At 38.7% G+C, this 14,198-nt stretch carries 9 protein-coding genes and 1 pseudogene; 7 read left to right on the top strand and 3 right to left on the bottom strand.

The window, feature by feature from the left end:
* The 3 genes and pseudogenes from ACSHXM_RS17670 to ACSHXM_RS17660 form a co-directional block, all read left to right on the top strand.
* Window positions 1-592: pseudogene (locus ACSHXM_RS17670) on the top strand (U32 family peptidase); the annotation flags it as partial.
* A gap of 299 nt (window positions 593-891) precedes the next feature.
* Window positions 892-1,275 (top strand): BlaI/MecI/CopY family transcriptional regulator, encoded by a 384-nt coding sequence (locus ACSHXM_RS17665; protein WP_435690933.1) that lies wholly within the window; start codon window positions 892-894, stop codon window positions 1,273-1,275.
* Window positions 1,268-2,503 (top strand): M56 family metallopeptidase, encoded by a 1,236-nt coding sequence (locus ACSHXM_RS17660; protein WP_435690931.1) that lies wholly within the window; start codon window positions 1,268-1,270, stop codon window positions 2,501-2,503. The genes ACSHXM_RS17665 and ACSHXM_RS17660 overlap by 8 nt, the downstream gene beginning before the upstream one ends.
* Before the next feature lie 101 nt (window positions 2,504-2,604).
* Here ACSHXM_RS17660 and ACSHXM_RS17655 read toward each other — a convergent pair whose 3' ends face one another.
* Window positions 2,605-3,381: a sterol desaturase family protein gene (locus ACSHXM_RS17655; protein ID WP_435690929.1), complete on the bottom strand. Its 777-nt coding sequence runs from the start codon at window positions 3,379-3,381 to the stop codon at window positions 2,605-2,607.
* A 270-nt stretch (window positions 3,382-3,651) separates the two neighbouring features.
* Here ACSHXM_RS17655 and ACSHXM_RS17650 point away from each other — a divergent pair, with 270 nt between their 5' ends.
* From ACSHXM_RS17650 to ACSHXM_RS17640, 3 genes are read left to right on the top strand one after another with little or no spacing between them, the layout of a single operon-like run.
* On the top strand, window positions 3,652-5,067 hold the full coding sequence (locus ACSHXM_RS17650) for an efflux transporter outer membrane subunit (RefSeq protein ID WP_435690927.1): 1,416 nt from the start codon (window positions 3,652-3,654) through the stop codon (window positions 5,065-5,067).
* Window positions 5,060-6,403: an efflux RND transporter periplasmic adaptor subunit gene (locus tag ACSHXM_RS17645; RefSeq protein ID WP_435690925.1), complete on the top strand. Its 1,344-nt coding sequence runs from the start codon at window positions 5,060-5,062 to the stop codon at window positions 6,401-6,403. Before ACSHXM_RS17650 ends, ACSHXM_RS17645 begins: the two co-directional genes overlap by 8 nt.
* 42 nt (window positions 6,404-6,445) lie before the next feature.
* Entirely contained in the window at window positions 6,446-9,565 is a 3,120-nt protein-coding gene (locus tag ACSHXM_RS17640; RefSeq protein ID WP_435690923.1) for an efflux RND transporter permease subunit, read from the top strand.
* A gap of 77 nt (window positions 9,566-9,642) precedes the next feature.
* On the opposite strand, the gene ACSHXM_RS17635 is transcribed toward ACSHXM_RS17640, so the two are convergent.
* Window positions 9,643-11,670: an FAD-dependent oxidoreductase gene (locus ACSHXM_RS17635; RefSeq protein WP_435690921.1), complete on the bottom strand. Its 2,028-nt coding sequence runs from the start codon at window positions 11,668-11,670 to the stop codon at window positions 9,643-9,645.
* A 155-nt stretch (window positions 11,671-11,825) separates the two neighbouring features.
* On the opposite strand from ACSHXM_RS17635, the gene sppA reads away from it, so the two are divergent.
* Entirely contained in the window at window positions 11,826-13,685 is a 1,860-nt protein-coding gene (gene sppA, locus ACSHXM_RS17630; RefSeq protein ID WP_435690935.1) for a signal peptide peptidase SppA, read from the top strand.
* 81 nt (window positions 13,686-13,766) lie between these two features.
* Here sppA and ACSHXM_RS17625 read toward each other — a convergent pair whose 3' ends face one another.
* Window positions 13,767-14,120 (bottom strand): DUF1428 domain-containing protein, encoded by a 354-nt coding sequence (locus ACSHXM_RS17625; protein WP_435690919.1) that lies wholly within the window; start codon window positions 14,118-14,120, stop codon window positions 13,767-13,769.
* Between the last annotated feature and the right edge of the window lie 78 nt (window positions 14,121-14,198).

Genomic DNA, 14,198 nt, shown 5'->3' with positions numbered 1-14,198 from the left:
ATGGATAGCCGGACCTTATTTAAATACGACGAATTCATACGCACTTTTAGCCATGCAAGAAGAATTTAATTGCAGCGGGGCATTTATTTCTAATGAAATTAATAGAATGCAAATTAACAGTATTGCCCGACCTAAAAACTTCAAATTGTTATACAGCATATACCACCCTATTTTACTGATGGCCAGCAGACAATGTTTCTTCCAGCAAAGTGTTGGTTGTGAAAAGCCCCGAATTGACAATGGCTGTATGTTGTCTTGTGATAAATCCACAAGTATTACCAATTTAAAGGGTGAATCCTTTGCTATTGATAAACAAAAAGCCGGATACCCTAGCATTTACAACCAAGACCAATTTGTAAATACGCAGGTGATAGAAGATCTTGCATACATGTTCGACGATTTTATGTTAGATCTCACTAACATTGGTGCAGGCGACAAACAATCACCAGACAAAATACAATTGGTGAGACAGTTTGAAAAATTGTTAAATAATCATTCAGCAGACAATCCTCAGGTGGTGAGCCTGGTAACAGAAACGTTGAAAACCATGGTGCCTGAATCAACAAATGTGCAATATCACAATGGTTTGTAGAACCGAAGTATTGCTGTACGGATAACAAAGATAGTTCAAAGTAGCCTCCATTGAGGCTCTTTGCCTCTATATGAATTAGCCGCCCCATTGATGGGTGAGCCGTTAATACGAGCTTCACGCCTTTGCTTTAGCTGTTAAAAAGCAACCACCTCCTCTCTATCTTAGATATATACCCCCATTACATCAGATAGGCTCATTGGCATAAGCCATAAAAATAATTAGATAACTAAAAACATTTGACAGCACTGATTACAAATGTAATCCTAAATATATCGACTACAAGTGTAATCAATAATAATATGCAAAAATCAAACGAAATAAGTAAAACTGAATTTGAAGTACTGGATGCGTTATGGCAAGGCCACCCAGCTACAGCCAGTGAAATAATCGAAAGGCTCAATCAAAAAAAAGACTGGCATGAAAAAACCGTCAAAACCTTACTAAGTCGATTAGTAAAAAAACAAATAATTGATTTTAATAAACAACAACGAAGCTACCTATATTTTCCGTTATTAGAGCGTAATGCTTACACGGATATAGAAAGTCAAAGCTTAGTCAGTCGACTATTTAATGGCAAGGTAGCACCATTGGTAGCAGGGTTTGCCAGTAATAACGCCTTATCTAAACAGGATGTTGTGGAGCTTAAGTCTTTGATACAAGAATGGGAGAAGAACAATGATTAATTGGTTACTCTCGCAACTTTTATTGGTTTCTAGTGTCACTCTTATACTTTTGTTTATTGAAGCTAAAGCCCTCAAATTTATAGGGGCCAAAACAGTCTATTTATTATGGTTGTTGTTACCTTTAGTCTTGCTTGTGAATAATATGCCGCAGGACATTACGGTTTCTGGTGAGCAACCAATTTATCACTATATCGTTGATCTAAAAACCTATACGCCACAAGTCGAACACACTTCAGTATGGTTACTACTGTGGACACTTGGAACGCTCAGTATTTTAAGCTTAGCTGCCATAACCCAATACTCCTTTAACAAAAAAATTGTTAAGCAGTTTTCAAATTCTAAGATGTTAATTCCGTTACCTGAAAAGCTAAAAGTGTTCACTCATTCAGACATAACCGGCCCTGTTGTTTGTGGCATATTTCGGCCAACGCTATTGTTACCTGTGGGCTTTAAGGACAACTTTACACAGCAACAACAAGTACTCATTTTGCAACATGAACTCACCCACTACAGACGTTCCGATAACGTTTTTAATGGAATTGCATTAATCATATTAGCTATGTTTTGGTTCAATCCTTTGTTTTGGTTGGCTTACAAGGCATTTAGACGTAGTCAAGAATTAGCCTGTGATGAAGCCGTTTTAAAGAACACCACGACTGCTGAAAAAATTTCCTACAGTAAAGCACTGATCCAGTGCGCTCAAAAACCATTAAGCAATTTTGCTATTTATTCACCTTACTCGGAGAAAAAAAGTATGTTTAAACGCATTCACAATATAAAAAACAAGCCCCAAATAAAACCCAGTTTAATTGGTCTATCCTTGGTATTTAGTGCCTCACTATTAGGCGGAGTCGCGTTTGCAGGCGTCGCCGAGAAAGCGACCCAAACAAGCGAAATAAATATGGCTAAGCCTATTTTACGAATCGAACCTAAATATCCAATACAGGCAGTTAAAAACAAACAGGAAGGCTCGGTAATTTTGGAGTTTGATATTACCAGCACCGGCAATGTAGATAATGTAAAAGTAATCGACTCATTTCCAGACGGTGTATTTGATAAGGTCGCAAAAGATGCTCTAGTGCAATGGGAATATAAACCTCGAATTCAAGGTGGCCAAGCACAAAGACAAACGGGACTTAAAGTACAATTAGATTTTAGAATGGGCCCTACTCCTAAAAACCATATTGCAGCTACCAATTCAATTGAGAGGATCAAAGTGTCTCATTAACATCCGATGACTCTAGTCTATCCATGAGTTAAAAAGCTTAGTGCCCTAGATCCAGAAATGGAAACGGCTCTAAGCTTTTTTGCTTATCAATATTGTCGGTATCAAGCCAGTTCAGATGCACGCTTTCCTTCTGGTTTATAGACATCTTTTGCCAATAACATATCCCCTATTCTGGCCGATGCTCCGCTATAAAAACCAATATCATTATTAAACTCTCTAGGATTTTTAAAAGTACCAAACAATATGTCAAAGATGGCAAAATCAGAATAGTTATAGGCATGAACACCTTTTTGATGATGTACAGAATGACTTTCAGGCCTTTGTATTATGAACCCAATCCATTGCGGTGTTTTAATATTAGCGTGCTGAAACAATACCAAAAACATACTGACGTACAAAAATAACGATACAGCCTCTGCACTTATGCCCATAACTACAGTTAGGGTCAAACTGCCTAATAAAGTAAAACCCGCCATATCTAGAGGACTGTAGTAGAAAGTACCAAAAGTATCTAAACGTTCAACACTATGGTGCATTTGATGAAACGACAGCCATAACCATTTATTTTGATGCATAGCCCTATGCCACACATACACCAATAACTCGAACACAAACAAAGCAATAAAAGTGCTGAGGTAAACGTTCATATGACTAATATCTATCAATTGAAATGGCAATAGATATTGATCCCAAATCATAGGCAAATACGATGATAGATAGAAATACACAACAAACACAATAGTCGAACGCCAATACCAGCCCTTAATATTTGGTAACTTTCTTGCTGGGAATAAGAACTCTAAAATAATCATAAACGCGTAGAGCGATAAAAGCCCCAAAGATAACGGGTCGAGTAATACTTCAAGTGGATTAGGCATAATGTTTTCCTTTAATTAGCTAAATGTAACTTTGAGGTATGTACTTTAAAATTATTGCCGCGGTAAACATGAGTATTAGATAACGATTAGCTAATATTTACCTAACCTTTGTTTTTGCTCTTAATTGATGGAGTAGTTTATCAACCACGCAGTAATTATTACTGAGGTCCTTTTCTGTTTTCTTTTGTAAAAGTTAAGTAAATCACTTTAACCTTGGTTTCCTATCCTATAAATTGATTGCAATCAACATTATGAGAAGAATTCCCCCTAGTGAAATTTTATAGTCCCTTAATTTTAAGTATCTTTTTATTTGGTTGTGCCAATAAGAGCCAAGTAAGTACTGAATTACGTGAGTATCAAATCCCCGAAAATTGGCAATCTAATGTCAATACAGGATCTGCACAAGATAATTGGATAGAAGACTTTAACATCCCATTGCTTAAATCTTTATCAATGGAAGCAATTAAGTCTAATCAAGCTCAGCAACAAGCCGCATATAAAGTCGCGATTGCTCAGCAACAAGTGATACAAACGGGCGCTAATTTTTTACCTGATTTAGACTTATCATTAACATCTAATAGAGCTAAGTCAGCAATAGGTGGTGATATTTCCAATAGAAATACACTTAAACTTGAGTCTAGTTATGAAGTCGATATGTGGGGAAAACTATCTGACAACCAACAAGCCTCTCAACTTAACTTGCTCGCAGCGCAAGCAGAATATCAACAAAACACTCAAAACTTAGTATCACGGGTCGTTATTGCTTGGTTTAACCTAATTTCAGCCAATAAATTATCAATCCTTTTTGAACAACGAGTGAATAACGCGAAACAAAGTGTAGATATTATTGAGTCTGGCTATCAACAAGGCGTAAATAAGGCGCTTGATGTTTATTTATCTCGAAATGAATTAAATAGTGAAACCTCAAATTTAGCTAACCAAAAAGCAAACTTAATAGAATCAGCCAGAGCGTTAGAACAATTATTAGGACGTTATCCAAGCGGAAACATAATAAATCAAATTGATGAACAAAATTTACCACTGCTCACTAAACAAATACCAATAGGATTACCTTCAGACATTATAAGCCGTAAGCCAGAACTAAATGCACAATGGTATAAAGTACTAGCTCAGGACGCGACGTTAGCTTTTACCCATAAACAAAGGTTTCCTAGTCTTAGGCTGACTGCTTCATTGTCCAATTCTACTGAAGAATTATCAGATTTATTGTCTACCTCTTCCATTGCTTGGTCCATATTGGGTGGGTTAACGGCACCAATATTTAATGCTGGTACATTAAGGTCGAATGAAAAAATAGCCGAACTACGACTTAAACAACAAGAACAAACATATTTAAGTACTTTGTATGATGCGTTTACAGAGGTTGAAAACGCGATTACAAATGAAGCAAGTTTACACGTTAGATATCAAGCTACTTTATCTGCCCAAAAGAATGCTTTAGCTGCAGAAACACTAGCATTTGAACAATATCAAAGAGGATTAGTGAACTATACAACGGTACTTAATGCACAAGGTAGAGCCTTTAATGCACAAAGCAGTCTAATTCAAATCACCAATCAACTATTAGCTAACAGGGTTAATTTACACCTTGCTTTAGGCGGTGATTTTTCAAATAAAAACAACATAACAGATAACAATTCACAGGACGGCTCAACAGATGAGTAATATTAAAAAATGGCTAATTCCTACGGGCATATTATTAATCACAGCTGTTGCGGCAAACTTAATTCTTAACAACCCTCCGCAAAACAGAAGAGGCGGGCCACCAAATACACCACAATTGACGGTAGATATACAACCACTCATACCGCAAGAGTTTACAGTGGTTGTAGACAGTTACGGAACAATTCAACCAACAACACAAAGTGCTTTAGTGGCTCAAGTATCGGGAGAGATTATTTATGTTAGCCCCGCATTTAGAAATGGGGGCTTTTTCAATAAAGGCGACGTGTTGGTTAAACTTGATCAACGAGACTACTTAGCCAATGTAAAAATTGCTGAAGCGGGGTTACTAACAGCCCAACAAAACTTACTTGAAGAACAAGCTAACTCAAAACAAGCCGCAATTGATTGGCAACGTTTAGGCAATGGAAAAGAACCAAGTGACTTAGTATTGCGAAAACCGCAATTAGAGTCGGCTAAAGCTAGGTTACTGTCTGCAGAAGCAAGTTTATCTCGCGCACAATTAGGTTTAGAAAGAACAGAAATCAAAGCCCCTTACGATGGCCGAGTTTTAGCTCAGTTAGTAGACTTTGGTCAGGTCATACCAAACAATAGCAAGGTAGCCGAAATTTATTCTACCGACTCTGTCGAAATACGATTACCGATTAATAATAACGATATAGACCTAGTCAATTTTCCAGAAGATTTTAAATCAGCGAAAAACAAACCAACTCTGCAAAATGCAATAGAAGCTAGATTCACCTCTAGCCTGACTAAAAACCAAGATTGGTTAGGCCATGTTGTTCGTACAGAAGCGGCTATAGATTCAAACTCTCAACAACTATATATCGTTGCACAAATTGCTGAACCATATAACGCCGACATACATCCCGGTACGTCAATTAAAATTGGCCAATATGTCAGTGCTGAAGTGCAAGGTAAAACCATTCAAGACGCGATTATCATCAACAACAGTTCCATTTATCAAGGAAGTTACGTTTACCTAGTCGAAAACGGAATATTGTTAAGAAGAGACATAGAAATTCGATGGCAGAACGACCACCAAGCGATTGTTGAAAGTGGACTAGTTGCAGGTGAAACACTCGTCACCACGCCTTTAGGACAAGTCAGTTCAGGCACACCTGTGATTATTTCAGGTGAAAAACCAAATCGAACTAGGCCCAAAAGTGGACAAGGACGAGAAGGTAAAATAGCAGAAATAGCAAAACGTATGGGTATTAGTGTTGAGGAATTAAAAGCGCGCAGACAATCAGGTGAAGGTAAAAAGGGAAACAGAAAAGGACCTCAAGGTAGCCAGGAGGCCGCTAACAATGATTAAAATCAATGTAATGCCTAGTTCAAAACGAATAGGAGAAGATTCATGATTGCTTGGTTTGCTCGAAATCATGTGGCGGCTAATTTACTTATGGTTACCATACTGTTTGCCGGTATGTATTCTTTGTCTAGCCGTATTCCACTCGAAGTATTCCCTTCATTTCAATCTGATCGGATTGATGTACGAGTCACCCTACGCGGTGCCACACCGGAAGACACCGAACTTGGCGTCGCTATTTTAATTGAAGAAGCGGTTCAAGATTTGGAAGGTATTGAACGGATTACCAGTGTCTCTTCTGAAGGCTCAGCTAGTGTCACGATCACGGTAGACTCAGATTACGATCCGAGAGAAATGTTATCTGATATCAAAACCAGAGTAGACGCCATCAATACCTTTCCTGCAGAAGCCGAAAAACCTGTGGTGTCTTTAGCACAACGAAAACGTGAAGTGATCGCCGTGACTATTGCTGGTGAATATGGTGAAAAAGAGATAAATGAATTTGCAGAAAAAGTAAGAGACGATTTACTACGAATTGACGGAATTACCCAAGTTGAGTTGGCAGGTGTACGTAATTACGAAATTGCATTGGAAATCCCGCAACAAAAGTTACGACAATATAACCTAACCTTAAATGAAGTTTCAAACGCAGTGGCTAGTTCTAGTCGAGATATTTCTGCAGGAAATATTAAAACAGACGGAGGCGATGTACTAATTCGGTCTAAAGGGCAAGCCTATCGTAAAGACGATTTCGCAAACATTCCTATCAAAACCAAAGCTGACGGTTCAATTTTACGTTTAAAAGACATTGCTGATATTAAAGATGGCTTTGAAGAAACTCCGATTCGTTCAAGGTTCAATGGTAAACAGGCAGCGTATATTGACGTATATAGAATAGGCCAACAGAGCGCCATAGATGTGGGTGAAAAAGTTAGGAAATACATAGACGACAAACAATCTCAATTGCCTTTGGGTTATGAACTGAGTTTTTGGGATGATGACTCACAAATAGTTAAAAACCGCATAGCGACCTTGTCTGGCAGTGCACTGCAAGGTGGTATTTTAGTACTCCTATTATTAACCTTATTCTTACGTCCAGCGATAGCTTTCTGGGTATTCATAGGTATCCCAGTGTCCTTTATGGGGGCCTTCTTAGCCATGCCTATCTTTGGCGTGACACTTAACATTATTAGTTTATTCGGTTTTATCTTGGTACTTGGGATAGTCGTCGATGATGCGATAGTTACAGGGGAAAACATATACTCCCATCTGCGTACTGCAGAATCAGGCGAACAAGCAGCTATACGAGGCACGCAAGAAGTGGCTACGCCAGTAACTTTTGGTATTTTGACAACCATAGTTGCATTTTTACCTTTTGCATTTATGGAAGGCGGGCGCAGTGGCTTGTTTTCACAAATCCCCGTTATTGTTATTCCGGTATTATTATTTTCTCTGATTGAATCTAAGTTTGTTTTACCGTCTCACTTAAAACGCATTAAATTAAGAGATGAAAAAAAGAGCCAAAACCGTTTAGAAAAATGGCAACAAAACTTTGCTGATGGTTTTGAGCGGGCAATAATTAATTATTACCAACCTCTACTTGGATTTTGTTTAAAACATAAATTCGCCACACTATCTGTATTTATCGGTACCTTTGTCATAATTGCTACCTTACTCATGAGCGGTTGGACTAAGTTTGTATTTTTCCCCCGGGTTCCAAGTGAAACAGTCAGGGCATCACTCACAATGACGACGGGGACCAATTTTGAGGTCACCAATCAGTACGTTGTTAAGATGGTAGACAAAGCCAAAGAACTGAAAGAAAAATATACCGATGAAGAAACCGGTCAAAGTATCGTACTTAATATATTGTCTTCCACAGGAGGGCGTGGTGGCGCATCAAATATAGGCTCAGTTCGATTCGAAATTACCCCTCCAGAAAGTCGTGACATCCCCATTACATCAGCGGAATTAGTCCGTGAATGGCGTGGGTTGATTGGTGATATTCCTGGAGCTGAAAGTGTGACTTTTAGAGCAGAGATTGGCCGTTCGTCGGATCCAATTGATGTTCAACTCGTTGGTAACTCACAAATTATGTTGCAAGAGGTAGCAGAAAAAATAAAACAAAGGCTCACCACCTACCCTACTGTGTTCGATATTGCTGACAGTATGTCTGATGGCAAAGAAGAATTACAAATAGAGCTAACGCAACAAGGCAAAGCGTTAGGTTTAACCAGAGTCAGTATTTCAAATCAAGTTAAAAGCGCTTTTTTTGGTAGCCAAGTTCAACGTATTCAAAGAGGCCGTGACGATATTCGCGTTATGGTAAGACTGCCAATTGAAGAGAGACGTTCAATTAGTAATTTGAGTAATATCTTAATTAAAACGCCTAAAGGTGGCACGGTACCTTTGGCTCACGTTGCCACACTTACACCAGGCAAGAGCCCCTCTCGAATTCGCCGAGTTGACCGTTTTCGAACTGTAAGTGTCACAGCCGATGTAGATAAAAATAATACCAACATGACGGTATTACAGGCAGATTTAGATCAATACGTTAAAGAACTGGTGAGTCAATATCCAGGAGTGGATTACAAATTAGAGGGTGAGGCCAGAGAACAAAGAGAATCATTTTCATCACTAGGCTTCGGGTTATTGATGGTGTTTTTTGCTATTTACGGCTTATTGGCCATACCGTTTAAATCTTATATTCAACCATTGATCGTGATGAGTGTTATACCATTTAGCATGATAGGCGCCGTTATTGGCCATTGGTTAATGGCCATGCCTTTAACCATAATGAGTGTATTGGGCATGTTGGCTTTGGTCGGAGTCGTGGTAAATGATTCGTTAGTATTGGTTGACTTCATAAACAAAAAGAGAACAGAGGGACTAGCACTTATGGACGCGGTATTAACTGCAGGAGCCTCTCGATTTAGGCCCATAATGTTAACGAGTTTAACCACATTTATAGGCTTAATGCCGTTATTATTTGAAAAATCTACCCAAGCGCAATTTTTGATCCCAATGGCGGTGTCTTTAGGTTTTGGTATTCTATTCGCTACTTTTATTACTTTAATTCTTGTGCCTATTAACTATTTATTAGTAGAAAAGGTAAAAGGAAACAAAGCAGCCTCCTCTTCTTTATCCAATACAGAAGTGGCCACATAAGTCGATTGGCCTGCTAATTTAGGGGCATAAACCACAGAGTCTATTTTTAATGTTAATGAACTCTGTGGTTAATTCCCCTAGATAACAGCGGCGAGTTCAGCTCCTTGGCGAATAGCTTGTTTAGCATCTAACTCTGAAGCGACATCTGCTCCACCTATCAAGTGTGTTTTGACATTATTGGCTACAAGTCCATCATACAACTCTCTTAAAGGCTCTTGACCTGCACACAAAATCACATTATCAACGTCTAAGCATTGAGCTTGGTCATTTATCTCGATATGTAATCCTTGATCATCCACTTTAATATATTTAACCCCTGACAACATAGTGACTTGTTTACGCTGTAAAGCACTGCGATGAATCCAACCTGTAGTTTTTCCCAACCCTTTTCCGACTTTAGTATTTTTACGCTGAAGTAAAAATACTTCTCGTTCAGCAGGTTCCTCATTTGGAGACATTAATCCACCGAGATGTTTAACCTCTTTATCAACCCCCCAATATTTTAACCATTGGTCAGGTTTAGTCGTCAGCGACTCTTTTTCAACTAAAAATTCCGCCACATCGAACCCAATGCCTCCTGCCCCAATTATCGCTACTTTGGCACCTACTTTTTTAGAATCTCTAAGTACATCTAAATAAGATAAGACCTTTTCATGCTCCACACCTTCAAAATCTAATTTTCTAGGCAAAATACCTGTGGCCAATATCACTTGGTCAAATCTGTCCTTAGCAAGACTATCAATCGTTTGAGCATTATTTAAATGTAGCTTTACACCTGTCTCTTTTATTCTGTTAGAAAAGTATCGTAAGGTTTCATAAAACTCTTCTTTACCTGGAATACGTTTAGCATAATTAAATTGCCCACCAATTTCGTTATTTTTATCAAATAGATGAACTTCGTGGCCTCGCTGTGCTGCATAACAACTAAAAGCCAATCCAGCAGGACCAGCCCCCACTACAGCTAATTTTTGTTTATGAGTGGTTAAAGAGAAATTAAGCTCTGTTTCATACCCTGCTCTGGGGTTAACCAAACAAGTAGCTCGCTTACGCTTAAAAGCATGATCTAGACAGGCTTGGTTACAACCAATACAAGTGTTTATAGACTCACTTTTTCCTTGCTGTGCTTTTTGTACAAATTTTTCGTCAGCTAAAAACGGTCTAGCCATAGATACCATATCAGCATGGCCCTGCGCCAAAACCTGTTCAGCTATTTCAGGCGTATTTATCCTATTAGTTGTCACTAAAGGTAAACTAACTTCTTCCTTCATTTTCCCCGTAACCCAAGTGAAAGCAGCTCTAGGAACCATAGTGCTAATAGTTGGAACACGCGCCTCATGCCAACCTATTCCTGTATTGATAATACTGACACCAGCACTCTCAAGCATTTTACCTAGAGCAACAACCTCCTCCCAGGTACTCCCTCCTTCGACTAAATCCAACATAGACAATCGGAAAATGATAATAAAATTGGGTCCAACTCTCTGACGAATTGCATCCACTATTGCAACAGCAAATTTAGCTCGATTTTTAAAAGAACCGCCCCACGTGTCATCACGTTGATTAGTTCGAGAGCAAATAAACTGGTTAATCAAATAACCTTCAGAGCCCATAATTTCAACACCATCATAACCGGCCAATTGAGCCATGTGAGCACTGTTTGCGTAATCGTCAATTGTGGATAACACAGCTCTTTTGGATAGAGCCTTAGGCTTAAAAGGATTGATGGGGGATTTAATGGCAGACGGTGCCACACTAAATGGATGATAGGCATAACGCCCAGCATGTAAAATTTGCATACATATCTTGCCGTCGTGCTGGTGCACAGAATCCGTAATGACTTCATGATGCTTTGCATGAGCTTTAGATGACATTCGTGCAGCAAAAGGTAATAGCCAACCTCGTCTATTTGGGCTTACCCCGCCTGTGACAATAACGCCGACTCCACCTGCGGCTCTTTCAGCATAAAAAGCGGCTAATTTCTTCAATCCCCCTTTTTGTTCTTCTAACCCCATATGCATAGATCCCATTAAGGTACGGTTTTTTAATTGGGTAAAACCTAGATCTAAAGGTTGAAACAAGTTGGGGTAAAATTGATTAGGTGTCATAAGGAGCCTCTAATAATTAACTCTCATCAAGTCTGACCAGTGTAAACGCATTTACTCCATTAGTAAAAGTTACAAAAAATTACATTTGTAAATTTCATCCTAGCCAATATTTAGATAGGATGAAGGTATATTAATTAGAAATGCGTTATTTACTTATGTCATCAGGAAAAAGTTGGACAAAGTCACTCTTTGTCGGTATTTGGACGGCGTTAAACTTCAGCCGAAAATTGGTTCTAAACATCATTTTTATCTTTATTTTTATTGCCATTATTTCTTTGGCTATGAAAGACAACAATCCCATCACAGTTCCCCATAATTCAGCTTTAGTGCTCAAATTAAAAGGTGATTTAGTCATTGAAAAACAAGCTGTAGACCCCTTCGAAGAGTTTATGGCTGAAGCGTTAGAGCAGGAGCCTGAAAACCCAGAAGTATTATTACAAAATGTATTACATACCATTGAAAATGCTAAACAAGATAAACGTATAAAAGCGTTAATATTAGATTTACATGGATTGGGTGGCGCGGGGTTAGATAAACTAGAACAGATTGCCGTAGCTTTAGACGACTTTAAACAAAGCGAAAAACCAATTTATGCAATTGGTGATTACTACAGCCAAAACCAATACTACTTAGCCAGTCACGCTGATCATTTATATTTAAACCCAATGGGGTTTATGTTGTTTGAAGGGTATGGACGTTTTGGTACTTATTTCAAATCAGCCATCGAAAAACTAAAAGCACAAACACACGTGTTTAAAGTGGGCACCTATAAGTCAGCCGTTGAACCGTATATTAGAGATGATATGTCTGACGCAGCTAAAGAAGCCAATAAGGCCTGGTTAACTGGTATGTGGGATCAATACAAAAACAGTGTTGCCGCAGCTCGAGGGGTAGAAGTTGCCAACTTTGATGAAAAGCTAGATGATTTTATTGAAAAGTTTGAAACGGTAGATGGTGACTTTGCAAAATACGCATTAGAGTTTGGTTGGGTAGATGCTTTAAAAACCAGAGAAGAAATTCGCTTAGAGCTGATTGATTTATTAGGCACCAACAAAAGTGGTAAAGGTTATAATTCAATCTCCTATAAAAATTACCTTAAAGTGATTACACCGGCTTTCCCTTACAAAAACAAAGACATCAAAAAAGTGGGAATAGTAGTAGCCAAAGGAACTATTCTAAATGGTAATAAAAAGCCAGGCACAATAGGCGGCGATAGTACGGCCCAACTATTACGTAGAGCTCGTTTAGACGACTCCATAAAATCTGTTGTTTTATATGTAGACTCTCCAGGTGGAAGTGCCTTCGCTTCTGAAATAATTCGCCAAGAAGTAGAAAACTTACAAAACGCTGGTAAACCTGTTGTAGCGGTTATGAGTACCTATGCCGCGTCGGGTGGGTATTGGATTTCAGCTGGTGCAGACAAAATACTCGCTGCGCCAAGCACTATTACCGGATCAATCGGTATATTTGGTATGTTCCTCACCTTTGAAAACACCCTGGATTATTTAGGGATACATACTGATGGTGTGGGTACTACTGAGTTTGCGGGCATGAGTGTTAGCAAAAGTCTTAACCCTAAAATGGCTAAAATAATGCAACGGGGAATCGAACACGGATACGACAGTTTTATTTCACTCGTTGCCAACAATCGTGATATGACTAAAGAACAAGTCGACCAAATTGCTCAAGGTAGAGTTTGGATTGGTACCACAGCCATTGAAATTGGGCTAGTTGATGAATTAGGCTACTTACAAGATGGGGTTAACGCAGCAGCCGAGTTAGCCAACCTTACTGAATATGACACTCAATATATTGAACGCCAGCTTTCAAAAAGTGAATTGTTTTGGAAGGAGTTATTTCAAAAAGCGGCAGTTAGCTTAGGCGGTACGTTTAAAAGCCAAAGCACGCCAGCTTTGTTTGGTTTAGTGAAACAGTTAACGACTGATATTGAAGCCGTCGCAAAGTTAAATGATCCCAAAGGGGTTTATGCCTACTGCTTAACATGCGAATTATAAATTATATCTAACACTTAATGATATTAAGCCTACTAGTTCGACAATTAGTAGGCTTTATCATTTTAACTACATTAAAATCAGCTAAGACTCCAACAACAAATCGAACCCACCATAGATTAACCGCTTACCGTCGAATGGCATTGGGTTTTGCTCTGGAGACATTCTAGGGTCTGACATAACGGCTTCCCAACCAGTATTTCTTTTTTCTTTTGAAGGCCAAAGTACGGTTGAAAATACAACGGTTTCATTTTCATTACATTTCACAGCTAAAGGAAAAGACGTTGTCTCACCGTCGGGCACATCATCGCCCCAAGATTCGATTATTTTTAGTGCGCCATGCTCCTTAAAAACAACAGCCGACAGTTTTGCATGTTCAATATATTCTTGCTTCTTATCATTTGGGACAGCGACAACAAAAGCGTCTAAATACGACATATTTAACTCCTATATTTTTATTTCCATTAATACCAATCCGTAGTAAGAATAGCCAAATACCAAAAAACCGCCATAAGG

The sequence above is a fragment of the Paraglaciecola sp. genome, assembly GCF_051252315.1.
GTDB lineage: Bacteria > Pseudomonadota > Gammaproteobacteria > Enterobacterales > Alteromonadaceae > Paraglaciecola.
Note: the sequence above shows the minus strand (reverse complement) of the source record. Positions and strands in the feature narration are given on the sequence as shown.

Excerpts from the sequence above, each read along its gene's own strand:
- ACSHXM_RS17625 (WP_435690919.1), bottom strand. The coding sequence starts at position 14,120 with ATGTCGTATTTAGACGCTTTTGTTGTCGCTGTCCCAAATGATAAGAAG.
- ACSHXM_RS17660 (WP_435690931.1), top strand. The coding sequence starts at position 1,268 with ATGATTAATTGGTTACTCTCGCAACTTTTATTGGTTTCTAGTGTCACT.
- sppA (WP_435690935.1), top strand. The coding sequence starts at position 11,826 with ATGTCATCAGGAAAAAGTTGGACAAAGTCACTCTTTGTCGGTATTTGG.
- ACSHXM_RS17645 (WP_435690925.1), top strand. The coding sequence starts at position 5,060 with ATGAGTAATATTAAAAAATGGCTAATTCCTACGGGCATATTATTAATC.
- ACSHXM_RS17655 (WP_435690929.1), bottom strand. The coding sequence starts at position 3,381 with ATGCCTAATCCACTTGAAGTATTACTCGACCCGTTATCTTTGGGGCTT.
- ACSHXM_RS17665 (WP_435690933.1), top strand. The coding sequence starts at position 892 with ATGCAAAAATCAAACGAAATAAGTAAAACTGAATTTGAAGTACTGGAT.
- ACSHXM_RS17640 (WP_435690923.1), top strand. The coding sequence starts at position 6,446 with ATGATTGCTTGGTTTGCTCGAAATCATGTGGCGGCTAATTTACTTATG.
- ACSHXM_RS17635 (WP_435690921.1), bottom strand. The coding sequence starts at position 11,670 with ATGACACCTAATCAATTTTACCCCAACTTGTTTCAACCTTTAGATCTA.